Source organism: Streptomyces aureus (assembly GCF_000725495.1).
Classification (GTDB): domain Bacteria; phylum Actinomycetota; class Actinomycetes; order Streptomycetales; family Streptomycetaceae; genus Streptomyces; species Streptomyces aureus_B.
Map to the genome: position 1 here is coordinate 213,869 of NZ_KL647041.1, position 23,288 is coordinate 237,156.

Here is a 23,288-nt window from a genome sequence, read left to right on the forward strand (position 1 = left end):
CCCCGTGCGCCGCGCCCGTCACCCCGGCCGTCGTGGGGCCCGGACCCGGGCGCCACCTGCGACGTCGTACGAGGTGACCGGCCGGACAACGTTCCGTACAACCCGGGACCGGCCATCCGGGTCGGCCTATACGCTCGGACTCCGACACCGAGACCCAGGCCCGGGAGCAGTCATGTACGGCCACGACGGGGCGCCGCCCTCCCGCAGCACGGGAACCGTCATCACGCTGCGCGTGCTGTTCGCCGCGGCCGCGCTCCTGACGTGCGGTCTGTTCGCCTGTGCTCCGCTGTTCCGGGTCGCGCTCCAGCGCGGACGGTGGTTCGACTGGGTGGCGGCCTGGGTGTCGCTGCCGGTGTCCGTCGCCGCGCTCGTGATCGTCGGCACGGTGCCGGAGAACGACCGCAGGGGCGACATCGCGCTGGCCGTCGCACTGATCCTCGGCGTCGGCAGCGTCGCGTACCACCTCGTCCACGACATCCGCCTCCACGAGGCGGGGCGGCGGTCCGCGGGCCACGCACCGCCCCACGCGCAGACCGCCCCGGGGTCCTACGGATCTCCGCACCCCGTGCCGCCCGCCGCGCCGTACCCGGGCGTCCTCGCACCGCAGCATCAGCACCCGCAGCACCCGCAGCCGCAGCACCCGCAGGCCCAGCAGCCGCCGCACCCGCAGCCCCAGCCGCCCGTACCGCAGGCGTACCTGCCGGGGGCGCCGGTGCCCCGGCCGCCGTCGCAGCGCGTCGCACCGGCCGGCCGTATCGACCAGGTGCGTGCCGAACTCGACGAGCTCAGCGACTATCTGCGCCAGCACGGGGACCGGCACGACGGCGACCGCGAGGGCGGACGGTGAGCGCGGAGGCCGGGCGCGTCGTCGCCGGACGGTACGAACTGGCCACGCTCATAGGCCAGGGAGGCATGGGCCAGGTCTGGACGGCCTACGACCAGCGGCTCGACCGGCGCGTCGCGGTGAAGCTGCTGCGTCCCGACAAGGTCGCCGGCCAGGAGACCGACGAACTGCGCCGCCGCTTCGCGCGCGAGTGCAGGGTGACCGCCCAGGTCGACCACCCCGGCCTGGTCACCGTGCACGACGCGGGGAGCGAGGGCGAGGAGCTGTTCCTCGTGATGCAGTACGTGGACGGCGCCGACCTCTCCGATCACCTGGCCGAACACGACCCCTACCCGTGGCAGTGGGCGGTCGCGGTCGCGGCGCAGCTGTGCGCCGTGCTGAGCGCCGTGCACTCCGTGCCGATCGTCCACCGCGACCTCAAGCCGCGCAACGTGATGGTGAGACCGGACGGCACCGTGACCGTCCTCGACCTCGGCGTCGCCTCCGTCATGGACACCGACACGACGCGCCTCACGCACACCGGCTCTCCCATCGGCTCGCCCGCCTACATGGCGCCCGAGCAGGCGATGGGCGGCGCGGTCGGTCCCTACACCGACCTGTACGCGCTCGGTGTGCTGATGCACGAACTCCTCAGCGGCGACGTGCCGTTCACCGGCTCGACGGCGCTCGGCGTGCTGCACCGGCACCTGTACGAGCCGCCGCTGCCCGTGCGCCGGCTCCGCCCCGAGATCCCGGAGGCGCTGGAGAGCCTGGTCCTGCGCCTGCTCGCGAAGGACCCACAGCACCGGCCCGCCTCCGCGCAGGAGGTGTACGAGCACCTGGTGCCGCTCCTGCCCGCACGCGGAACCCCCACCGGGGCGCCACTCGACCCCACGCGTCCCTTCCTACGCCCGTTCGCCCCCTGGCCCGACCGTGCGCGCCCGCCCGCGCCCCCGCCCGCCCCGGTCGCGCCGGCCGCCGGGACGGCCGATGTCGCAGGTGCCGTCGACGAGGTGAAGCGCCTTCTCGGCGAGGGCCGCATCACCCAGGCCGTCGACATCCTCGGCGCGATCCTGCCCGCCGCCGCACAGCAGCACGGCGAGCACTCCCCGGTCGTACGCACCCTGCGCAAGCAGTACGCGGCCACGCTCATGGACGACGGCCAGTACCGGCGCGCGCTGCCCGAACTGCGCCGCCTCGCCGAGGAACGCGCCGCCGAAGCCGGCACCGCCGACCCCCAGTCCCTGCGCCACCGCTACGAATCCGCCCAGTGCCTGGAGCAGTTGGGCGACCCGTCGGCGGCGCTCGCCGAGTACCGCGCGCTGCTGCCGCACTACGAGAACCAGTACGCGGCCGGCGACCCGGACGTCGCCTTCGACATCCGCCGCCGCATCGGTCACCTGCTGCTGGCACTCGGCGACCGCGCCGCCGCGGGCGACACGCTGGTCCGGCTGCTGCACGAGGTGGAGCGGCTGTACGGCCCCGGACACCCGCTCGCGGACGAGCTCCGGCGGACACTGCAATGGCTGGGGCAGGTGCGCCGCTAGTCTTTGCCGTTCCCTGGGAGGATCTTGTGCCTTTCCAGGGGTCCTCTTTCCCGAACAGGCATGCCCGGTCGGTTAAGTTGCGCTGTTTCGTGCCGTGCGCGTCCCGCCGCGAGCCACGTGCGCCGTCATCGCACAACCGGCCGGTACCACCGGCACAACCAGGGGTGGGTTCACATGTCCGACCATCGTCAGTCGAGGAAGCGCCGGTACATCACGTGGGGCGTGGCCGGGGTCGCCGTCGTCGCCGGTGCCGGTGTCGCCGCGCAGACCTCCATGGCCGCCACGACCTGGCCCGCCCAGAAGACCTTCACGGGCCGCGCCTTCGACACCTGCGCCGCGCCCTCGCTCACCGCGATGAAGGCCTGGCACACCGGCTTCTACGGCGCCGCGGCCGTGTACATCGGCGGCAAGAACCGCGGATGCAGCCAGCCCAACCTCACCGCGTCCTGGGTGAAGTCCGTCAGCACGCTGGGCTGGAAGCTCATCCCCCTGTACGTCGGCGCCCAGCCCTCGTGCCAGACCGGAAGCAGCCCCGAGAAGATCACCGCCGCCACCGCCGCCTCGCTCGGCGCGGCCGACGGAGCGGACGCGGTCGCCAAGGCCTCCGCCCTCGGCATGAAGGCCGGCAGCCCGGTCTATCTCGACATGGAGTCGTACGACATCACGAACAAGGCGTGCAACGACGCCGTGCTCACGTACGTGCGCTCCTTCGACAAGGCCCTGCGCGCCAAGACGTACCGCTCCGGGTACTACGGCTTCACCAGCTCCAGCGCCAAGGCCGTCGCGACCGCGACGGACAAGACCGACCTGCCGGGCAACCTCTGGTACGCCCTGTGGGACAAGTCGAACACCACGACCGGCGACTGGCCCTGGGGCGCCACCCAGTTCACCGACCACAGCCGCGCCCACCAGTACATGGTCAACAGCAAGGAGACCATCGGCGGCGTGACCATCACGGTGGACCGCGACGCCTGGGACGCCCCGGTCGCGATCACCGGCTGACGCGGGCGGCCGCCGGAGCGGCAGCGGCGGACGATCGAGCGGCCGGGGTCACCCGTAAGGGCGGACCGCGGCCGTCGTGCGAGGCGGACCTCGTCCGGCGGTGCCCGAAGTCGTCGTGAATCGTTGGTCGAATGGCTGGCCGAGAGGCGGGCCACTGCCTACCATCGATCACCGCAAGACTTTGTGCACCGTCGCACAATCTCCTCGGGAGGCTTCCTTGCACCGCCGTCGTCGCACCGCGCTCGTCCTCTCCGCCGCGATCGTCGCCGCGGCCCCCCTGCTCACCGGCTGTGGCAGCGATGCCCATCCGGGGGCGGCGGCCGTCGTCGGCGGCAGCCGGATCACCGTCGCGGAGCTCCAGGGCCGGGTGGACGAGGTGCGCTCGGCGCAGCGGGCCGCCACCAAGGACGACGCCCAGTACGCGCAGGTGGTCGCGAGCACCGGCACCCTCACCCGGGACACGCTGCACGGTCTGGTCCTGGACCGGGTCCTGGACCGGGCGGCCAGGAACGCCGGGGTGAAGGTCACCCGCAAGGACACCCAGGAGATGCGTGCGGCTCTCGAACAGCAGGCGGGCGGCCCGAAGGCGCTGGAGACGGCCTGGCTGTCGAACTACGGCGTGGCGCCCAAGCGTCTCGACGACAGCCTGCGCACCGAGATCGAGGCCCGCAAGCTCGCCAGTGAGCTCGGCATCGACATGAACACCACCGCCGGCAAGGCCGCCTTCTGGAAGGCGATGTCCGCCGCGTCCAAGGAACTGCACGTCGACCTGAACCCGCGCTACGGCACCTGGGACGTGCAGAAGAGCAGCCGGGTCGACGCGAAGACGCCGTGGGTGCGCGAGGTCTCCACGGCGGCAGGTCAGCAGCCCGCGTAGTCCGGCGGCGGGGGCGGCGCACCGGCCGCCTCCCGGGAGCCTGTGGACAATGCGGCGGACCGGCCTCTTCCCCGGCCTGTGGACAACTCCGGGGGCGTCGGTCGCGTGGGTTACGTTCGAGGGGTGAACGCAACCAGTGAACCGACGGGGTCCGGGCAGGACCGTGAGCGGACCGCGGCCGACGTGACCGCAGGCAACGTGACCGCGGCCGACCCGACCGTGGCCGACCCGACCGCGGAGAGCGGCACCGCCGCCCGACAGGCCGTCGAAGGGGCCGGTGCCGACGCCGCCGAGGGCGCGGGCGACGCCGGTTCCGGCCGGATCGTGCTGCTCACCACCAGCCACCGCGTCGCCCCCGGCCTGCTGTCCTGGGGGGCGTGGCAGGCGCTGCACGGCGCCGACCGGGTGCTGTGCTCGGACGGCGCGCACCCCCAGGTGCCGTATCTGCGCGAGGCCGGCGTCCGGGTCGACGAGGAGTCCCCGAGCGCGCGGGAGCTGGTCGACGCCTGCGCCGGCGGCCGCACGGTGGTCGTCGTCGCCACCGGCGAGGGCGAACCGCTGCTCACCGACGGGCTGGCCCGCCTGGCGGGATCCGGCCGCATACGGATGCCGGACCTGGAGCTGCTCCCCGCCTCGTACGACCTGCCGGGCGCCCGCCTGCTCGACCTCGTCCAGGTGATGGACCGCATCCGTGCCGAGTGCCCCTGGTCCTCCCGGCAGACGCACGAGGGCCTCGCGAAGTACGGCCTGGAGGAGGCGTACGAACTCGTCGAGGCCATCGAGGAGGGGGACCGGGACGAGCTGCGGGAGGAGCTCGGTGACGTCCTGCTCCAGGTGGTGTTCCACTCCCGGATCGCCGAGGACGATCCCGAGGCCCCGTTCTCCATCGACGACGTGGCCGGCGGGATCGTCGCCAAGCTGATCCACCGGCACCCCCATGTCTTCGGCGACGAGACGGCCACCACGCCCGAGGAGGTCAAGGAGCACTGGCTGCGCACCAAGGCCGAGGAGAAGCGGCGCACCTCCGTCACCGAGGGCGTCCCGCTCGGCCAGGCGGGTCTCGCCCTGTCGGCCAAGCTGTCGTCCCGGGCGCGTACGGCGGGACTCGACGTCCCGCTGCCCACGGGGGAGGGCGTCGGGTACGAACTGCTGGCGCTGGCCGTCCGAGCCGAGGCCCAGGGCGTCGATCCCGAGGCGGCCCTGCGCGCGGCGGCCCGCACCTACCGGGACGCGATCCGCGGGGCGGAGGGCGTAGCACCGTGACCGGGCACGCACTCCCCGCCGAGGCACCCGAGCTCTTCACCTGGGAGTTCGCCACCGACCCCTACCCCGCCTACGCCTGGCTCAGGGAGAACGCGCCGGTGCACCGCACCCGGCTGCCCAGCGGGGTCGAGGCCTGGCTCGTCACGCGGTACGCCGACGCCCGGCAGACGCTCGCCGACCAGCGGCTGTCCAAGAACCCGGCCCATCACGACGAACCCGCGCACGCGAAGGGCCGGACCGGGATTCCCGGGGAGCGCAAGGCCGACCTGATGACGCATCTGCTGAACATCGACCCGCCGGACCACACCCGGCTGCGGCGGCTCGTCAGCAAGGCGTTCACCCCCCGGCGGGTGGCCGAATTCGCCCCGCGGGTACACGAGCTGACGGACCGGCTGATCGACGGGTTCGCGGACCGGGGTTCCGCCGACCTCATCCACGAGTTCGCCTTCCCGCTCCCCATCTACGCCATCTGCGACCTGCTCGGCGTCCCGCGCGAGGACCAGGACGACTTCCGGGACTGGGCGGGCATGATGATCCGGCACGGCGGCGGGCCGCGGGGCGGGGTCGCCCGGTCCGTGAAGAAGATGCGCGGCTATCTGGCCGAGCTCATCCACCGCAAGCGCGAGGCGCTGACCGCGGAGCCCGAACCGGGCGAGGACCTCATCTCCGGGCTCATCCGCGCCTCCGACCACGGCGAGCACCTCACCGAGAACGAGGCCGCGGCGATGGCCTTCATCCTGCTCTTCGCCGGCTTCGAGACGACGGTCAACCTCATCGGGAACGGCATGCACGCCCTCCTCACCCACCCCGGGCAGCGGGCGCTTCTCCAGGACTCCCTCGCGGCCGGGGAGAGCGGGCTGCTGGAGACGGGGGTCGAGGAACTCCTGCGCTACGACGGGCCCGTGGAACTGGCCACCTGGCGCTTCGCGACCGAGGACGTACGGATCGGCGGACAGGACATCGCGGCCGGCGACCCGGTCCTCGTGGTCCTCGCCGCCGCGGACCGTGACCCCGAGCGCTTCGAGGAACCGGACACCCTGGACCTCTCGCGACGTGACCTTCAGCACTTGGGATACGGCCACGGCATCCACTACTGCCTGGGCGCACCGCTCGCCCGGCTGGAGGGACAGGCCGCGCTCGGCACACTCCTCCAGCGCCTCCCCGACCTCCGACTCGCCGTGGATTCGGCCGATTTGCGATGGCGCGGAGGGCTCATTATGCGCGGATTGAGAACGCTTCCGGTCGAATTCACCCCGGTCAAATAGGCCTTGATCGGTTCATCGGCGACCCTTCGGCACTCCGGCTGAACGACTCCTTCCGCATGCCGGAAACGCCGCCTCCGCGACCACCGGAACGTGACGGTCCGTCAAGTCCGTGATCTTCGCGTGATCTGTACTGCATCGACTTGTAACCAGCGATCGACTGCGACTACCTTCACCCATCAACGCGGCACCCCCGCCTCTCGCTTGGCGGGAGCCGTGATGCTCCCCCGCTGTCGCTCGAAAGGCTTTCGCATGCTCTCCGGGAACGGCCGTCACCGTCGCCCTCGTCAGGCCCCGGCGCTCATCGTCGCGGCAGGAGTGACCGGATCGGCGATCGCCATCCCGTTGCTCGCCGCAGCGAGCGCCAGCGCGGCCGACGGGACCACCTGGGACCGGGTGGCGCAGTGTGAGAGCGGTGGCGCGTGGAGCGCCAACGAGGGCAACGGCTACTACGGCGGCCTGCAGCTCGATCAGGACAACTGGGAGGCGCACGGCGGTCTGGAGTACGCCGCGAGCGCCGACCAGGCCAGCCGCTCGCAGCAGATAGCCGTCGCCGAGAAGGTGCTCGCGGACCAGGGTCTCAAGGCCTGGCCGACCTGCGGGCCGCTCTCCGGGCTCAGCAAGGGCTCCGGCGAGGTCAGCGTCGACACCGGCGTGGCCGGTGACGCGAACTCCGACGACTCCGATTCCTACGTCTCCTCCGGCCTGGCCACTTCGCCCAGTTCGTCCGCTTCGAGTGATTCCTCCGGTTCGAGCGCTTCGAGCGATTCCTCGGACGCCGGCAGCAGCGCGACGCCCAGCCCCTCGCAGAGCTCGGACGCCACCGGTGCGGCGAAGGACAAGAGCGACAAGTCGGCCAAGTCCGGCAAGAAGGACGACTCTTCGAGCCCTTCCGCCACGCCGAGCTCCGGTACGGGGCGGCACCGCGGCGGGGAGGCCACGGAGAACGCGGGCAAGGGCGGCGTCGACAACTCCACCGGCCGGCACGCCGCGAGCACCCCGAGCGCGGACGTCGACGACTCGTACGCCGCACAGGTCCTGGGCAGCCTCTGGGACAACTCCGACGACGACACCGCGACGGCGCCGCAGGCGGACAGCGGCCCGGGCCTCGTCGTGCCTGGTCGGAGCATTGTGGTCGTCGCCGAAGAGGCGCAGCAGTAAGGGGAGTTCGCGCCCCGGTTCGCTGTGGAATGTCCCATTTGGCGCAAGTGAGAGATGGGTCTCAGAAGCCCTGATCGTCTTTGAATTTCCGTCGATCGACTGCTTACGGTCGTGACCGCTCGCCACAGCGGGCCCCGACGGTCGCAACGCCGAATCCTGCCAACGGCCGTACGGGAACAGTCGTCGCGTCATGCGCCGTCGGCAGGAGCGGGGGACCCAAGGTAGGCGCCGGGACCGGGAGTCGAGAGACAGCCCGGGAACGGCTAGGGGTGAAGCCGCGCACCGGACGTCCCGGAGACGGGACCAAGGACGCGCGGCCGGGCAACTCAACCGGCCCGAACCCGACAGCTCACCTCGCAGGCGTCGGTGAGGGGATCACTCCATGCTGTTTTCCGGCAAGGGCAAGCACCGCCGTCCCAACAAGGCCACCCGCGTCGCCACGCTCGCCGGCGTCACCGGTGTCGCCATCGCCGCCCCGCTGATGGCGGCCGGCAACGCCTCCGCCGCCACCACCTCCGAGTGGGACGCCGTCGCCCAGTGCGAGTCCGGCGGCAACTGGTCGATCAACACCGGCAACGGCTACTACGGCGGCCTGCAGTTCTCGTCCTCCACCTGGGCCGCGTACGGCGGCACCGCCTACGCATCGACCGCCGACCAGGCCTCGAAGGCGCAGCAGATCGCCATCGGCGAGAAGGTCCTCGCGGCGCAGGGCAAGGGCGCCTGGCCGACCTGCGGTGTCGGTCTGTCGAGCACCCCGAACGGCGGCTCGGCCCCGGCGGCCCCGTCCACCTCCTCTTCCTCCTCGTCGTCCTCGTCGAGCGCCTCGCAGAGCGCCCCCGCCACCCGGACGACGGAGCAGCACGCCGCCCGTTCCGCGGAGCGCCCCGCCGTGCAGAAGACCGTCACCACGCCGACCGGCAAGAAGGTCAAGAAGGGCGACGGCGAGTACAAGGTCGTCAAGGGTGACAGCCTCAGCTCGATCGCCGAGAAGAAGCACGTCAAGGGCGGCTGGCAGAAGCTGTTCAAGCTGAACAAGGACATCGTCGCCGACGCCGACGTCATCTACCCGGGCCAGCAGCTGCACCTGAGCTGACGCGGTGCGGCACGCCGGCCGGACCGGCCGCCTTCGGCGGAGGGCGGCCGTGGTCCCGGCGCCGTGCCGCGTCGCCCGGCCGTGGCGAAGTCCCCTCGTGGTGTCTTCCCGGCCGCGGCGCAGCTCCCTCGTGGTGCCTCCCTGATCGGAGGCCCGCCGAGGTCCCCCGTCCCCACGGGCTCCCCGCTCCGGTGCGTGTTCCCCCGCACGCGCCGGAGCGGGGTTTTTCATTTCTTTTTTTGTTCCGTTCAGGAACAATATGTACGCTCAGTTCCGCTCAAGGGGTGGTCGCTCGCTGGCCGATCCCCGTGAGCCGGTTAGGCTCATCCCGCGGGGCTGCCGAGCCCCGCGTACCGCGTCACATCCCATAAGGAGATGCTCGTGCCGTCCATCGACGTCGTCGTAGCCCGGGAAATCCTGGACTCCCGAGGCAACCCCACGGTCGAGGTCGAGGTCGGCCTCGACGACGGCAGCACGGGTCGTGCCGCCGTTCCGTCCGGCGCCTCCACCGGAGCCTTCGAGGCCATCGAGCTCCGCGACGGTGACCCCAACCGCTACCAGGGCAAGGGTGTCGAGAAGGCCGTCCTCGCCGTCATCGAGCAGATCGGCCCGGAGCTCGTCGGCTACGACGCCACCGAGCAGCGCCTGATCGACCAGGCGATGTTCGACCTGGACGCCACCGACAACAAGGGCTCGCTCGGCGCCAACGCCATCCTCGGTGTCTCGCTCGCCGTCGCGCACGCCGCCTCCGAGGCGTCCGACCTGCCGCTCTTCCGCTACCTCGGCGGCCCGAACGCGCACCTGCTGCCCGTTCCGATGATGAACATCCTGAACGGCGGCTCGCACGCCGACTCCAACGTGGACATCCAGGAGTTCATGATCGCGCCGATCGGCGCGGAGTCCTTCTCCGAGGCCCTGCGCTGGGGCGCCGAGGTCTACCACACCCTCAAGAAGGTGCTGAAGACCAAGGGCCTGTCCACCGGCCTCGGCGACGAGGGCGGCTTCGCCCCGAACCTGGAGTCCAACCGCGCCGCCCTCGACCTCATCGTCGAGGCCATCAAGCAGGCCGGTTATGTCCCCGGTGAGCAGATCGCGCTCGCGCTCGACGTCGCCGCGTCCGAGTTCTACAAGGACGGCAAGTACGAGTTCGAGGGCAAGTCCCGCTCGGCCGCCGAGATGACCGAGTACTACGAGGAGCTCGTCTCCGCGTACCCGCTGGTCTCCATCGAGGACCCGCTGTACGAGGACGACTGGGCCGGCTGGAAGGTCATCACCGACAAGCTGGGCGACAAGGTCCAGATCGTCGGCGACGACCTCTTCGTCACCAACCCGGAGCGTCTGGCCCGCGGCATCGAGGAGGGCTCCGCCAACGCCCTGCTCGTGAAGGTCAACCAGATCGGTTCGCTGACCGAGACCCTGGACGCCGTCGAGCTGGCCCAGCGCAACGGCTTCAAGTGCATGATGTCCCACCGTTCCGGCGAGACCGAGGACGTCACCATCGCCGACCTCGCGGTCGCCGTGAACTGCGGTCAGATCAAGACCGGCGCCCCGGCCCGCTCGGACCGTGTCGCCAAGTACAACCAGCTGCTGCGCATCGAGGAGATCCTCGACGACGCCGCGGTCTACGCCGGCCGCTCGGCGTTCCCCCGCTTCAAGGGCTGAGCCCACGCGGCTCCCGCCCGAGGGCCGATCCCGCGGCTCCCGCTCCAGGGCTGAGCCCGCGCGGCTCAGGAAGCGTCCTCCGTACGTCCCCGTACCCGGTCCCGTACCGTGTGCGGGGACGTACGCACGTGACGGGCCCGCGCGGCGGGCCCGGTTTGGGGAGGCGGGACTCATGGCCGTGAAGGACCGGGACCGGTTCTCCACCTCGACCAGGCTGAAGCTGCTCGGCGAGCAGACGGCGGCCCGGGTCTACCGCTCCCAGACCAAACGGCAGGCGCGCCGCTCCCGGCTGACCGGCCGGGCCGCGCTGCTGGCCATGGTCCTGTGCTCCCTGATCGTCGCCCTCGCGTACCCGATGCGGCAGTACGTCTCCCAGCGCGCCCAGATCAGCGACCTGGAACGGCAGCGGGACCAGGCCCGGCAGCGGGTCGAGCAGCTGCGCGACCTCAAGGCGCGCTGGCAGGACGACGCGTACGCCAAGCAGCAGATCAGGCAGCGGCTGCACTATGTGATGCCGGGCGAGACCGCCTACGTCGTGATCGACCCGGACGCCGCGAAGCAGGCCCGCGCCGAACGGGGCACCTCCGACCGCCCCTGGTACACCAACGTCTGGGACGGCGTGGACCGATCCGACGCCGCCGACCACTGACGACCCATGAACCGAACCGGAAAGACACGTGACTCACGGCATGGAAACGCCACCGCCCACCACCCCGCGCACCGAGCCCACCGACCTTGACGTCGAGGCCTTCAAGCAGCAGCTCGGCCGGCCGCCGCGCGGACTGCGCGCGATCGTGCACCGCTGCCCCTGCGGCCAGCCCGACGTGGTGGAGACGGCGCCCCGCCTCCCCGACGGCACGCCGTTCCCGACGACGTACTACCTGACGTGCCCGCGGGCCGCGTCCGCGATCGGGACGCTGGAGGCCAACGGGGTCATGAAGGAGATGACCGAACGGCTCGCCGCCGACCCCGAGCTGGCGGCCGCCTACCGCGCCGCCCACGAGGACTACATCGCGCGCCGTGACGCCATCGAGGTCCTGGAGGGCTTCCCGAGTGCGGGCGGCATGCCGGACCGGGTGAAGTGCCTGCACGTCCTGGTGGCCCACTCGCTGGCCGCCGGTCCCGGCGTCAACCCGCTCGGCGACGAGGCCATCGCGATGCTGCCCGAGTGGTGGCGCAAGGGCGCCTGCGTGACCCTGCCCGGAACGCCGGCCCCTGACGCGCCCGCCGCCGTGACGTCCGAGGAGGGCGCCGAGTCCGGCGCGTCCGCGGAGTCCGCCGAGGACGGCCGGTGACCCGCGTCGCCGCCGTCGACTGCGGTACCAACTCCATCCGGCTCCTGGTGGCCGACGCGGACCCGCACACCGGCGAACTCACCGACCTGGACCGGCGGATGACCATCGTCCGGCTGGGCCAGGGCGTGGACCGCACCGGCCGGCTGGCCCCCGAGGCCCTGGAGCGGACCTTCGACGCCTGCCGCGCCTACGCCGGGGCCATCAAGGAGCACGGCGCCGAGCGGCTGCGCTTCGTCGCCACCTCCGCCTCCCGTGACGCGGAGAACCGGGACGAGTTCGTGCGCGGGGTGCTCGACATCCTCGGCGTCGAGCCGGAGGTCATCACCGGCGACCAGGAGGCCGAGTTCTCCTTCACCGGCGCGACCAAGGAGCTGGCCGGCCGCGACGACCTGGCCACGCCCTACCTGGTCGTGGACATCGGCGGCGGTTCCACCGAGTTCGTCGTCGGCTCCGACCGGGTGCGCGCGGCACGCTCCGTGGACATCGGCTGCGTACGGATGACGGAACGTCACCTCGTGCGCGACGGCGTCGTCACCGACCCGCCCACCGCGGAGCAGGTCGCGGCCATGCGCGCCGACATCGAGGCCGCCCTCGACCTTGCCGAGGAGAGCGTCCCGCTGCGCGAGGCGCGCACCCTGGTGGGGCTGGCCGGCTCGGTCACCACCATCGCGGCGATCGCGCTGGACCTCGAGGAGTACGACTCCGAGCGGATCCACCACTCCCGGGTCTCCCTCGCGCGCGTGCGCGAGATCACCGAGTGGCTGCTGCGCTCCACCCACGCCGAGCGGGCCGCGATCGGCTCGATGCACCCGGGCCGGGTCGACGTGATCGGGGCCGGGGCTCTCGTGCTGCTCTCGATCATGGAGCGGACCGGAGCGGAGGAGGTCGTGGTCAGCGAGCACGACATCCTCGACGGCATCGCCTTCAAGGTGGCCGAGGAGGCCGAGGACGCCCGGCGGGGCGCCTGAACCGCCGCACCCGGCCGAGCGGGGCGACTGAACCGCCGCTCCGGTCGGCACGCACCGCCAGGAGGGCCGCACCCGGCCGGCAGGGACCGTCGGCGGGCGTGCCGAAGCGCCGAGAACGGGCGTGAGAGGGCCCCGGCCCCCCCTTTCCCGGGGGCCGGGGCCCTCGCCGCTCCCGGGCCCCCGGACACGGCCCGAGGCGCCCGTTCCCGGGCCCCGGCAGGTGCGTGGCGCCGGTCTCGTTTGCTACCGATCAGTAGCCTCGGCTGAGCGGAGCGGATAGCGTATGAGCGTGCCGGAGGGGGGTGCGGAACCCCTCCGGAGCGACCTCGTCGAGAAACTTCGTGAAGTTCTTCACAAGGAAAAAGCCCCTGCTGGGCGACGAAGGGGCCGGTTGGGCCCTTTCGCGGGGCCCGGACGGTCCGGCAGCATGCTCGGTGAAGCGTTGCGACCGTGTTTCGGGGCGGTGAAACGCGGGTGTGGTCCGCTGGGCCGAACGGGTTGGGCCGCAGCTCACACGGTGTTGACAACGGTACGAACCACCCGGCGGTCCACCCCTGCCGCCATGGCCCCCGCCGAGGGGGCGGCGGAGTGTAGCAGAGCCCCTGCCCGAGCTTGTGAAGGGGCGCACGAGCGACCCCCCTGAAGCAGGTGGATACTCGATGGCATGAGCACCACGGAGCGTCCCAGGATCCTCGTAGTAGGCGGTGGGTACGTAGGCCTGTACGCAGCTCGGCGCATCCTCAAGCAGATGCGCTACGGAGAGGCGACCGTCACGGTCGTCGACCCCCGGTCGTACATGACCTACCAGCCCTTCCTCCCCGAAGCAGCCGCCGGCAGCATCTCCCCGCGGCACGTCGTCGTCCCGCTGCGGCGTGTACTTCCCAAGGCGGAGGTCCTCACCGGCCGGGTCACCACCATCGACCAGGACCGCAAGGTCGCCACGGTCGCCCCCCTCGTGGGCGAGGCGTACGAGCTGCCTTTCGACTACCTCGTCATCGCGATGGGCGCGGTCTCCCGTACCTTCCCGATCCCCGGCCTCGCCGAGCAGGGCATCGGCATGAAGGGCATCGAGGAGGCCATCGGCCTGCGCAACCACGTCCTCGAGCAGCTGGACAAGGCCGACTCCACCACGGACGAGGAGGTCCGCCGCAAGGCGCTGACCTTCGTCTTCGTGGGCGGCGGCTTCGCCGGCGCCGAGACGATCGGTGAAGTCGAGGACATGGCCCGCGACGCGGCCAAGTACTACAGCAGCGTGTCCCGCGAGGACATGCGCTTCATCCTCGTCGACGCCGCGGACAAGATCCTTCCCGAGGTCGGCCCCAAGCTCGGCCAGTACGGCAAGGAGCACCTGGAGAGCCGCGGTGTGGAGATCTACCTCTCCACCTCGATGGACTCCTGCGTCGACGGTCACGTCGTGCTGAAGAACGGCCTCGAGGTCGATTCCAACACGATCGTCTGGACGGCCGGCGTCAAGCCGAACCCCGTTCTCTCCCGCTTCGGTCTGCCGCTCGGCCCGCGTGGCCACGTGGACACCCAGACCACGCTCCAGGTGCAGGGCACGGACTACATCTGGGCCGCGGGCGACAACGCCCAGGTGCCGGACGTCGCCGCCCGCAAGGCCGGTGTCGAGAACGCCTGGTGCCCGCCGAACGCGCAGCACGCGCTGCGTCAGGCCAAGATCCTCGGCGACAACGTGATCTCCGGCATGCGGGGCTTCCCGCAGAAGGAGTACGCGCACGCCAACAAGGGCGCCGTGGCCGGTCTCGGTCTGCACAAGGGCGTCGCGATGATCGTCATGGGCAAGATGAAGATCAAGCTCAAGGGCCGTCTCGCCTGGTACATGCACCGTGGCTACCACGGTCTGGCCATGCCGACCTGGAACCGCAAGATCCGCGTCTTCGCGGACTGGACCCTCGGCATGTTCCTCAAGCGCGAGGTCGTCTCCCTGGGTGCCATGGAGACTCCGCGCGAGGAGTTCTACGAGGCCGCCAAGCCGGCTCCGGCCGCCCCGGCGCCCGTGAAGACCGAGGAGAAGGCCAAGGCCTCCTGACCCTCCGGTCACCGAACGCCCCGAAGGGGCCGCCCGCCATCCGTGGTGCGGGCGGCCCCTTCGGCGTTCTCCCGCCCCCTCCCGCGGCCCCGCGGACCACCCGCCCCAAAGCTTGGCGGGTACACATATTTTGCGAATCTGTGTCGCGGGAGCGGGACTGCGCGCCGAGCGGGTAGATGTTTACCGGGTGTCGGAGCGTTCGGGAGTGCTGTCTCGGAGGTGTACGCCATGCAGGACGCCGCGCCGCGGCTCAGGAGCCTTGTCGAACAGTTGCTGGGAGCCCCGCTCCCCTTGCGCATCCGCGCCTGGGACGGTTCGGAGGCGGGTCCGCCGGCCGCCCCGGTGCTCGTCGTCCGCAACCGGCGGGCCCTGCGCCGTCTGCTGTGGAAACCGGGCGAGTTGGGGCTCGCCCGCGCCTGGGTCGCCGGGGACCTGACCATCGAGGGCGACCTGTACGCCGCCCTGGACCTGCTGTCCGGGCTCATCTGGGAGCGCGGACAGGACGCGCGCGGACTCGGGGCGGCGCTGCGCGACCCCGAGGTGCGGGCCGCGGTCCGGGGGCTGGTGCGGATGTCCGGGCTGCCGCTGCCGCCCGCCCCGCCCCCCGAGGAGGTGCGCCGCCACCGCCATCTGCACACCCGGCGCACCGACCGCAGCGCCATCAGCCACCACTACGACGTCGGCAACGACTTCTACGAACTCGTCCTCGGCCCGTCCATGGTCTACTCGTGCGCCTACTGGCAGGAGGGCGGCACGCTGGAGGAGGCCCAGCGCGACAAGCTCGAACTCGTCTGCCGCAAGCTCGACCTGAAGCCGGGTCAGCGGCTCCTGGACGTCGGCTGCGGCTGGGGCTCGATGGCCGTGCACGCCGCCCGCGACCACGGCGCGTACGTGGTCGGGGTGACGCTGTCGCAGGAACAGGCCACGTACGCCCGTAAACGGGTCGCGGAGGAGGGCCTGGCCGACCGGGTGGAGATCAGGGTCCAGGACTACCGGGACGTCACCGACGGGCCCTACGACGCCATCTCCTCCATCGGGATGGCCGAACACGTCGGTGCCGACCGCTACCTGGAGTACGCCGAGGTGCTCGGACGCCTCCTCGCCCCCGGCGGACGGCTGCTCAACCACCAGATCGGGCGGCGCCCGCAGCGCGACGAGTCCTCCTACGCCGTCGACGCGTTCATCGACGCCTACGTCTTCCCCGACGGTGAACTCGCGCCGATCGGGACGACCGTGACCCAGCTGGAGCGGGCCGGTTTCGAGGTGCGGGACGTCGAGGTCCTGCGCGAGCACTACGCGCTCACCCTGCGCCGCTGGGTGGCCAACCTGGAGTCCGGATGGCCGCGGGCCGTCCGCATCGCCGGCGGCGGCCGGGCGCGCGTCTGGCGCCTGTACATGGCGGCCAGCGCGGTCGCCTTCGAACGCAACCAGATCGGCGTCAACCAGGTCCTGGCGGTGAAGACCCCGGACGACAGCGGCGCCTCCGGGATGCCGCTGCGGGCGAGAACCTGGAACTGACGGGCACGCGACGGCGCGGCGCACGGGGAAGGGGTCCCGTTCCGGACGGAACGGGACCCCTTCCCGGCTTCGGGGCCGTCGGCCGGCCCCGTGCTGCGGCTACTCGGACTTGATCGCCGTCAGCATGTTCAGACGCGCCGCCCGGCGGGCCGGCCAGAGCGCCGCCAGGACGCCCACCGTCGCCGCGAGCAGCAGGAAGAGCGCCATCCGGCCCCAGGGCAGCACCAGTTCGTACGTCGACATCCTGCTGCCCAGCAGCTCACCGGCCGCCCAGCCGAAGAACACGCCGAGACCGATGCCGAGGACGCCGCCGAAGAGCGAGATGACCAGCGACTCCAGGCGGACCATCCGCTTGATGCCCTTGCGGTCCAGGCCGATCGCGCGGAGCATCCCGATCTCCTGCGAGCGCTCGAAGACCGACATCGCGAGGGTGTTGATGACACCGAGGACGGCGACGATCACCGCCATCGCCAGCAGGCCGTAGAGCATGTTCAGCATCAGCGTGAACATCTGCGCGATGCTGTCGGAGAAGTCCTGCTTGTCCTGGACCTTGATGGCCGGGTTGTCGCCGAGGGCCTTCTCCAGCCGGTCCTTGGTGCCGTCCGAGGCCCCGCCGGCCGTCTTCACCATGACCTGCATGTCGGAGGCGTCCCGCTGGTGCGGGGCGAGCGTCGCGTTGTCGAGCATGATGCCCCGCATCACCTCGTTGGCCTTGTACACCCCGGTGACGGTCAGGTTCTGCCTGGCGCCGTCCTCGTAGGAGACCCGGAACCGTGAACCGGCCTTCCAGCCGTGGGACTTCGCGGTCTCGGAGTCCACCACGACCCGGGTGCCGCGGACCTCGAAGGAGCCGTCGGTGACGGGGAGGTCGGTGAGCTCGCCGATCGCCGCGCCGTTGACGCCGGTCAGGAACTCGGTCTGCCGGTCGATGCGGGACGGGGCGTTGCGCAGCGGGCTGATGCCGGTGACCCCGTCGACGGCGGCGAGCTTCTTCTCGACGTCCGGGGAGAGGGAGTTGCCGTTCGCCATCGACACCAGGTAGTCCGCCCGGATCGCCGAGGTGGCCATCTTGTCGATCGACTTCTGCAGGCTGCCCGCCATCACCGTCATACCGGTGATCAGCGTGAGGCCGATCATCAGCGCCGAGGCGGTGGCGGCGGTACGGCGCGGGTTGCGCACCGAGTTCTGCCGGGCCAGCTTGCCGGAGATCCCGAAGACCCGCAGGACGGGGGCCGCCGCGGCGATCAGCGGGCGGGACAGCAGCGGGGTGAGGACGAAGACGCCGAGGATGAGCAGCACCGCGCCGAGCCCCATCGGGGCCTGGCCGTCCGAGCCGTCCATCGTCGTGGCGTAGAGGACCACGGCGACACCCGCGGCCGCGAACAGGGCGCCGATCGTGTTCCGCAGGACCAGGGACTTCGTCGTCGCCTTCGCGTGGACGCTGCTCATCGCGGCGACCGGCGGGATCTTGGCGGCGCGGCGGCCGGGCAGCCAGGCGGCCAGCATCGTGACGAGGACGCCGACCAGCAGGGCCGTGCCGACGGTGCCGGGGGAGACGACCAGCGGGCCGTCGGGCACCGTGGCGCCGAGCGTGCCCATCAGGGAGCGCATCGCGGCGCCGATGCCGACGCCCGCGGCGAGCCCGCCGACGGCCGCGACGGCGCCGACCACGAACGCCTCGATCAGCACCGACCGGGTGACCTGGCGGCGGGAGGCGCCGACGGCGCGCAGCAGGGCCAGTTCCTTGGTGCGCTGGGCGACCAGCATGGTGAAGGTGTTGGCGATGATGAACGTGCCGACGAACAGCGCGATCCCGGCGAAGACCAGCAGGCCCGTCTTCATCCCGCTCATCGCGGCGGAGATCTGCTCGGCCTGGTCGTCGGCGAGCTTCTGGCCGGTGGTCGTGGAGACCCTGTCCTTCGGCAGCGCGGCGTCGATCGCCGCGCGCAGCGCGCTCTGGCTGGTGCCGGGGGCGGCCTTCACGTCGATCTCGTCGTACGCGCCGACCGAGTGGAACAGCCGCTGCGCGGTCGCCGTGTCGAACAGGGCGAGGCTGCCGCCCGCGGCCACGTTGCCGTCGTCGGTGCTGAAGACGCCGGCGACGACGGGCTCCAGGACGGGGCCGTCGACCGACATGCGGACGGTGTCGCCGACCTTGTATCCGGCCCGCTTCGCGGTCTCGGCGTCGATGGCGATCTCACCGGCGCCGTGCGGCGCGTGGCCGGCCGTCAGGGGGTAACGGGGGTCCTTGTCGCCCCAGTAGTTGCCGCCCTGCGACTGGAAGCCGCCGCCGATGAGCTTGCCGTGCTTGTCGGCGATGGCGGTGAAGCCGTCGACGACGCCGATCGCGGAGGCGGCGCCGGGCACGCCGGCCGCCTTGTCGAGCAGGGGCCGGGTCAGCTTGTGCGTCCGGCCGACGGTGTCGCCGGTGTCCTCCGCGCTCTTCGCGCGGATGGCGACGTCGACCTGGTCGAAGCCCTTGGCGGAGCTCTTCTGGTAGGCGTCCGAGATGGTGTTGGTGAAGACCAGGGTCCCCGAGACGAAGGCGACGCCGAGCAGGACGGCGAGCACGGTCATCAGGAGCCTGGCCTTGTGCGCGAAGACGTTGCGCAAGGCGGTACGGAACATGGGTCTTCTCAGTCCAGGAGGTCGCGGGAGGGGCGCGGAGGGCGCGGAGGTCCGTGGGCCGGCGCGTGCAGAGCGCGGGCGGCCGGGCGGGCACGCCGGAGCGGGCACCGCGGTGCGGGAGGCCGGAGCACCGGGCGGGCCGGGGAACGATCCGGTGCGGCGGCCGGCATGGTGACCCCGGTGCGGGGGTTCGCCGGTCCGGCCGGTGGCTTGGGGTGCTCGTTGCTCGGTGCTCGACGGCCGGTGGCCGAGGTGCCGGGGGCGGTGCCGGTCCGGCGGCGGATCAGCTGGTGCGGCCCTTGCCGTCGAACTGCTTCATCCGGTCCAGGACGGAGTCGGCGGTGGGCTCGTACACCTCGTCCACGATCCGTCCGTCGGCGAGGAAGACGACCCGGTCCGCGTAGGCGGCGGCCACCGGGTCGTGCGTCACCATCACCACCGTCTGCCCCAGCTCCCGCACCGAGTTGCGCAGGAAGCCGAGGACCTCGGCGCCCGAGCGCGAGTCGAGGTTTCCGGTCGGCTCGTCGCCGAAGATGATGTCGGGCCGGGAGGCGAGGGCGCGGGCGACGGCGACGCGCTGCTGCTGGCCGCCGGAGAGCTGCGAGGGGCGGTGGCTCAGCCGGTCCGCGAGGCCGATCATCTTGATGACGCGGTCCAGCCACTCCTTGTCGGGCTTGCGGCCCGCGATGTCCATGGGGAGCGTGATGTTCTCCAGGGCGCTCAGGGTCGGCAGCAGGTTGAACGCCTGGAAGATGAAGCCGATCTTGTCCCGGCGCAGCTTGGTGAGCTGCTTGTCCTTCAGGGAGCCCAGTTCGGTGTCGCCGATGCGCACCGAGCCGGAGGAGAAGGTGTCCAGTCCCGCCACGCAGTGCATCAGCGTGGACTTGCCGGACCCCGAGGGGCCCATGATCGCGGTGAACTCGGCCCCCCGGAAGTCGACGGTGACGCGGTCGAGCGCGACCACCTGGGTCTCGCCCTGCCCGTAGACCTTCGACAGTTCCGTGGCGCGGGCTGCGACCGCGGTGCTTGTGCCGGCGGGGTGGGTGGTGGTCACGGAAGGGTGCTCCTGTCGGGACGACGACGGTGATGGCGACGTGTTCCATCGTCGGCGCCGGCGAGCGCGATGTCGTCACCCGCTGTTCCGGTTCCGGGGGCAGCCTCGGGTCGGACGGGGAGCGGCCGTGTCATACCTGGGGATGACGGAACTCCCCGAGAGCCCTCCGGGTCGGGCGCCGTCGAGGACACCCGGCGTTCCCGCCGGAGCCGGGCGTCCGCCGCGCGGCCCGCCGTGATCGCGCTCGGACGGTGAAATTCCGTCAATCCCCGTACGCGGGCCCGGCGCGTCCGGGAGGCTGTTGGCAAGTGCTGACGGCCTGTGCGGCGTGCTGATGCACCCTCAGACGTCAATAAAATAAGACAACATCGGTCCGCACGCCCGCTGTTCGGGGGACGCGCCCCGATAGGCTCGGAACCTCGATGCGGAGCCCATGGTCTGCCCGGATGGTGGAATGCAGACACGGCGAGCTTAAACCTCGCTGCCCCTCGCGGGCGTACCGGTTCAAGTCCGGTTCCGGGCACTTCCCGCCCCTGCGGCGCAGGGTGCGGGCCACAGCCGGAACACTCCGGGGGTGGCCCGCCGGCCGCATCCTCCTCGCAGTCCCGCCGCGGCCCGGTGCCGCGTGCGTCGCCTTCACCCGTTGACAGTCCTCAACCCGGCGGCGGAGACTCGCCGAAACAGGTGAAGGAAATTTCACTGGACGAACGAGCGAACAGGCGAGAGGGAGGGTGGGCAGATGCGCACCACCGTGGGGATCGTGGGGGCCGGGCCCGCCGGGTTGCTGCTGGCCCGGCTGCTGCACCGCGCCGGGATCGCGTCCGTGGTGCTGGAGAGCCGCGACCGCGCCTATGTGGAGCAGCGGCAGCGCGCCGGGATCCTGGAGCAGGGGACCGTGGACGTGCTGCGCGCCGCCGGGGCCGGGGAGCGCATGGACCGGGAGGGCCTGCCGCACGAGGGGATCGAGCTGCGGTACGAGGGGAAGCGGCGGCGCGTCGACTTCCCGGCGCTCACCGGCGGGCGCTCGGTGATGGTGTACGCGCAGACCGAGGTGTGCAAGGACCTGATCGCGCTGCAGCTCGCGGAGGGCGGCCCCCTGCTGTTCGAGGCCGAGGCGCTGGCCGTCGAGGGGGCCGAGGGCGACCGGCCCCGCGTCCGGTTCCGGCACGAGGGGCGCGAGGACGTGCTGGAGTGCGACTACGTCGTCGGGTGCGACGGCTTCTGGGGCGTCGCCCGCCGGGCCGTGCCCGCCGCGCTCTCCCGGACCTTCGAGCGCTCGTACCCCTTCGGCTGGCTCGGCGTCCTCGCCGACGTCCCGCCCTCGCACGACGAACTCGTCTACGCCCGCCACGAGCGCGGCTTCGCCCTGCTCAGCATGCGCTCGCCCACCGTCTCCCGCCTCTACCTCCAGGTGCCCGAGGGGACGGACGCCGGCGCGTGGAGCGACGAGGAGATCTGGGACGAGCTGGAGCGCCGGCTGGAGACCGCGGACGACTGGAAGCTCGAACGCGGCCCCATCACCTCCAAGTCCGTCACCCCGATGAGGAGTTACGTCCACGAGCCGATGCGGCACGGCCGGCTCTTCCTCGCCGGCGACGCCGCCCACATCGTGCCGCCGACCGGGGCCAAGGGCCTCAACCTCGCCGTCGGCGACGTCGTCACCTTCGCCGACGCCCTGATCCACTTCCGGGACACCGGATCGGCGGATCGGCTCGACGCCTATTCCGGGACCTGTCTGAGCCGGGTCTGGCAGGCCGAGCGGTTCTCGTACGACATGACCACCCTGCTGCACCGCGACCCCGCCGCGACCCCCTTCGAGGACCGGGTCCAGCTGGCCCGTCTGGAACGGATCGCGTCCTCGCGGGCGGCCGCGACGGACCTGGCGGAGGGCTACACGGGCTTCCCCCTCGGCCCGGGGCCGCGACCGGGGGAATAGAGGGGGACGGCGGGCGGCTGGAGAGGACGTGCGAGCGCGGCGGGACCGATTCCCCGGGGGCCGGTGTCACGGCTTAGTACCAGTGCGGGCGTGGGAGATCACACACGCGTACGGTGGCACAACGAGGGAAAGATCCTCCCCAAGCACTAGGGTCATTCCTTTGCCTACCTATTACTCTTGAGCCCAAGGCCACGCAGGTGGCCATGGAGGAGTGAAATGAGGAGCAGTAACCCGGTCTTCTCGCGACGGGGGTTCAGCCGCGACAACGGCTACGCGGGCTTCAACGCGGCGCCGCAGGCCGGGGGACCCGCAGTCGGCACGCAGGGGAACCCGTACGCCCAGCAGGGCGGCAACCCCTACGCGCAGAACCCGTACGCACAGCAGGGCCTTCCCTACGGCGCCCCGCCGCAGGCCCCGGCCACCACCGGCCGCATGACGATGGACGACGTCGTCGTCCGCTCGTCCATGACGCTCGGCACCGTGGTCGTCGGCGCCATCCTGGCCTGGGCGCTGCTGCCGGTCTCCAGCACGAGCTACGGCCTGGCCATCGGCTCCGGCCTGGTCGCCTTCGTGCTCGCCATGGTGCAGTCCTTCAAGCGCGCCGCCTCGCCCGCGCTGATCATCGGGTACGCCGCCTTCGAGGGCATCTTCCTCGGTGTCATCAGCGAGATGTACAACTCGGTGTGGCACGGCGCGCCCTTCCAGGCCGTGCTCGGCACGATGGCCGTCACCGGCGCCACCCTGCTCGTCTACAAGGCGGGCTGGATCCGGGTCACCGCCCGGTACGCGCGCATCGGTCTGACCATCGCCATCGCGTTCATCGCCGTCATGGCGGTGAACCTGCTGCTGGTCGCCTTCGGCATCGCGCCGGACGGCGGACTGCGCAGCAGCGGCCCGCTCGGCGCGGTCGTCGGCATCCTGGCGATCCTGATCGGCGCGTTCTTCCTGACCCTCGACTTCAAGCAGATCGAGGACGGCATCACCTACGGTGCGCCGAAGGAAGAGGCCTGGCTGGCCGCGTTCGGCCTGACCATGACCCTCGTGTGGATCTACATCGAGATGCTGCGGCTGGTCGCCATCTTCAGCGGCAGGGACTAGCCGGCACCGGCGGCCGCACCGGCCGCCGGACGAGCTCGGAGAAGGGCCCGC

18 protein-coding genes, 1 tRNA gene and 1 riboswitch are annotated in these 23,288 nt (G+C 71.7%); of the genes, 17 read left to right on the forward strand and 2 right to left on the reverse strand.

Going from position 1 to position 23,288, the window contains the following annotated elements; translation table 11 throughout:
• The first annotated feature begins 172 nt into the window (after positions 1-172).
• The 14 genes from IO36_RS40690 (at position 173) to IO36_RS40755 (ending at position 16,521) form a co-directional block, all read left to right on the forward strand.
• Positions 173-847 (forward strand): hypothetical protein, encoded by a 675-nt coding sequence (locus IO36_RS40690; RefSeq protein ID WP_037628193.1) that lies wholly within the window; start codon positions 173-175, stop codon positions 845-847.
• A gap of 38 nt (positions 848-885) precedes the next feature.
• Positions 886-2,370, forward strand: coding sequence for a serine/threonine-protein kinase (locus IO36_RS40695; protein WP_280923781.1), 1,485 nt, complete (start codon positions 886-888; stop codon positions 2,368-2,370).
• 174 nt (positions 2,371-2,544) lie between these two features.
• Positions 2,545-3,372 (forward strand): glycoside hydrolase domain-containing protein, encoded by an 828-nt coding sequence (locus IO36_RS40700; protein ID WP_037628195.1) that lies wholly within the window; start codon positions 2,545-2,547, stop codon positions 3,370-3,372.
• Between the two features lie 217 nt (positions 3,373-3,589).
• Entirely contained in the window at positions 3,590-4,249 is a 660-nt protein-coding gene (locus tag IO36_RS40705) for a SurA N-terminal domain-containing protein (RefSeq protein WP_037628196.1), read from the forward strand.
• 321 nt (positions 4,250-4,570) lie between these two features.
• Positions 4,571-5,512 (forward strand): nucleoside triphosphate pyrophosphohydrolase, encoded by a 942-nt coding sequence (locus tag IO36_RS40710; protein ID WP_051901329.1) that lies wholly within the window; start codon positions 4,571-4,573, stop codon positions 5,510-5,512.
• Positions 5,509-6,777 carry a cytochrome P450 family protein gene (locus IO36_RS40715; protein ID WP_037628197.1) on the forward strand — a complete coding sequence of 423 codons (1,269 nt, stop codon included), beginning with the start codon at positions 5,509-5,511 and terminating at the stop codon, positions 6,775-6,777. The genes IO36_RS40710 and IO36_RS40715 overlap by 4 nt, the downstream gene beginning before the upstream one ends.
• Before the next feature lie 249 nt (positions 6,778-7,026).
• Positions 7,027-7,935 carry a transglycosylase family protein gene (locus IO36_RS40720; protein WP_037628198.1) on the forward strand — a complete coding sequence of 303 codons (909 nt, stop codon included), beginning with the start codon at positions 7,027-7,029 and terminating at the stop codon, positions 7,933-7,935.
• A gap of 183 nt (positions 7,936-8,118) precedes the next feature.
• Positions 8,119-8,313, forward strand: a riboswitch (cyclic di-AMP (ydaO/yuaA leader).
• A 4-nt stretch (positions 8,314-8,317) separates the two neighbouring features.
• The gene (locus tag IO36_RS40725; protein WP_037628199.1) at positions 8,318-9,028 is read left to right on the forward strand and encodes a LysM peptidoglycan-binding domain-containing protein; all 711 of its coding nucleotides are present in this window, start codon (positions 8,318-8,320) and stop codon (positions 9,026-9,028) included.
• 375 nt (positions 9,029-9,403) lie between these two features.
• Complete coding sequence (eno, locus tag IO36_RS40730) at positions 9,404-10,690, forward strand: phosphopyruvate hydratase (RefSeq protein WP_037628200.1); 1,287 nt, start codon at positions 9,404-9,406, stop codon at positions 10,688-10,690.
• A 172-nt stretch (positions 10,691-10,862) separates the two neighbouring features.
• On the forward strand, positions 10,863-11,339 hold the full coding sequence (locus IO36_RS40735) for an FtsB family cell division protein (protein ID WP_037628202.1): 477 nt from the start codon (positions 10,863-10,865) through the stop codon (positions 11,337-11,339).
• 40 nt (positions 11,340-11,379) lie between these two features.
• Complete coding sequence (locus tag IO36_RS40740; protein WP_037628204.1) at positions 11,380-11,985, forward strand: DUF501 domain-containing protein; 606 nt, start codon at positions 11,380-11,382, stop codon at positions 11,983-11,985.
• Positions 11,982-12,953: a Ppx/GppA phosphatase family protein gene (locus IO36_RS40745; RefSeq protein ID WP_037628206.1), complete on the forward strand. Its 972-nt coding sequence runs from the start codon at positions 11,982-11,984 to the stop codon at positions 12,951-12,953. Before IO36_RS40740 ends, IO36_RS40745 begins: the two co-directional genes overlap by 4 nt.
• 664 nt (positions 12,954-13,617) lie before the next feature.
• Positions 13,618-15,003, forward strand: coding sequence for an NAD(P)/FAD-dependent oxidoreductase (locus IO36_RS40750; RefSeq protein ID WP_037628207.1), 1,386 nt, complete (start codon positions 13,618-13,620; stop codon positions 15,001-15,003).
• 228 nt (positions 15,004-15,231) lie between these two features.
• On the forward strand, positions 15,232-16,521 hold the full coding sequence (locus IO36_RS40755) for an SAM-dependent methyltransferase (protein ID WP_037628323.1): 1,290 nt from the start codon (positions 15,232-15,234) through the stop codon (positions 16,519-16,521).
• Between the two features lie 99 nt (positions 16,522-16,620).
• Here the strand turns inward: IO36_RS40755 and IO36_RS40760 are convergent, their stop codons facing one another.
• Both IO36_RS40760 and IO36_RS40765 read right to left on the reverse strand, forming a co-directional pair.
• Positions 16,621-19,149: an ABC transporter permease gene (locus IO36_RS40760; RefSeq protein WP_037628208.1), complete on the reverse strand. Its 2,529-nt coding sequence runs from the start codon at positions 19,147-19,149 to the stop codon at positions 16,621-16,623.
• A 283-nt stretch (positions 19,150-19,432) separates the two neighbouring features.
• Positions 19,433-20,203, reverse strand: coding sequence for an ABC transporter ATP-binding protein (locus IO36_RS40765; RefSeq protein WP_037628209.1), 771 nt, complete (start codon positions 20,201-20,203; stop codon positions 19,433-19,435).
• Between the two features lie 440 nt (positions 20,204-20,643).
• On the opposite strand from IO36_RS40765, the gene IO36_RS40770 reads away from it, so the two are divergent.
• From IO36_RS40770 to IO36_RS40780, 3 genes are all read left to right on the forward strand, one after another.
• Positions 20,644-20,726 (forward strand) — tRNA-Leu (locus IO36_RS40770).
• A gap of 216 nt (positions 20,727-20,942) precedes the next feature.
• The gene (locus IO36_RS40775) at positions 20,943-22,139 is read left to right on the forward strand and encodes a 4-hydroxybenzoate 3-monooxygenase (RefSeq protein ID WP_037628210.1); all 1,197 of its coding nucleotides are present in this window, start codon (positions 20,943-20,945) and stop codon (positions 22,137-22,139) included.
• 216 nt (positions 22,140-22,355) lie between these two features.
• The gene (locus tag IO36_RS40780; RefSeq protein ID WP_037628211.1) at positions 22,356-23,237 is read left to right on the forward strand and encodes a Bax inhibitor-1/YccA family protein; all 882 of its coding nucleotides are present in this window, start codon (positions 22,356-22,358) and stop codon (positions 23,235-23,237) included.
• Positions 23,238-23,288: the final 51 nt, after the last annotated feature.

Excerpts from the sequence above, each read along its gene's own strand:
- IO36_RS40690 (WP_037628193.1), top strand. The coding sequence starts at position 173 with ATGTACGGCCACGACGGGGCGCCGCCCTCCCGCAGCACGGGAACCGTC.
- IO36_RS40700 (WP_037628195.1), top strand. The coding sequence starts at position 2,545 with ATGTCCGACCATCGTCAGTCGAGGAAGCGCCGGTACATCACGTGGGGC.
- IO36_RS40720 (WP_037628198.1), top strand. The coding sequence starts at position 7,027 with ATGCTCTCCGGGAACGGCCGTCACCGTCGCCCTCGTCAGGCCCCGGCG.
- IO36_RS40725 (WP_037628199.1), top strand. The coding sequence starts at position 8,318 with ATGCTGTTTTCCGGCAAGGGCAAGCACCGCCGTCCCAACAAGGCCACC.
- eno (WP_037628200.1), top strand. The coding sequence starts at position 9,404 with ATGCTCGTGCCGTCCATCGACGTCGTCGTAGCCCGGGAAATCCTGGAC.
- IO36_RS40735 (WP_037628202.1), top strand. The coding sequence starts at position 10,863 with ATGGCCGTGAAGGACCGGGACCGGTTCTCCACCTCGACCAGGCTGAAG.
- IO36_RS40740 (WP_037628204.1), top strand. The coding sequence starts at position 11,380 with ATGGAAACGCCACCGCCCACCACCCCGCGCACCGAGCCCACCGACCTT.
- IO36_RS40750 (WP_037628207.1), top strand. The coding sequence starts at position 13,618 with ATGAGCACCACGGAGCGTCCCAGGATCCTCGTAGTAGGCGGTGGGTAC.
- IO36_RS40755 (WP_037628323.1), top strand. The coding sequence starts at position 15,232 with ATGCAGGACGCCGCGCCGCGGCTCAGGAGCCTTGTCGAACAGTTGCTG.
- IO36_RS40760 (WP_037628208.1), bottom strand. The coding sequence starts at position 19,149 with ATGTTCCGTACCGCCTTGCGCAACGTCTTCGCGCACAAGGCCAGGCTC.
- IO36_RS40775 (WP_037628210.1), top strand. The coding sequence starts at position 20,943 with ATGCGCACCACCGTGGGGATCGTGGGGGCCGGGCCCGCCGGGTTGCTG.
- IO36_RS40780 (WP_037628211.1), top strand. The coding sequence starts at position 22,356 with ATGAGGAGCAGTAACCCGGTCTTCTCGCGACGGGGGTTCAGCCGCGAC.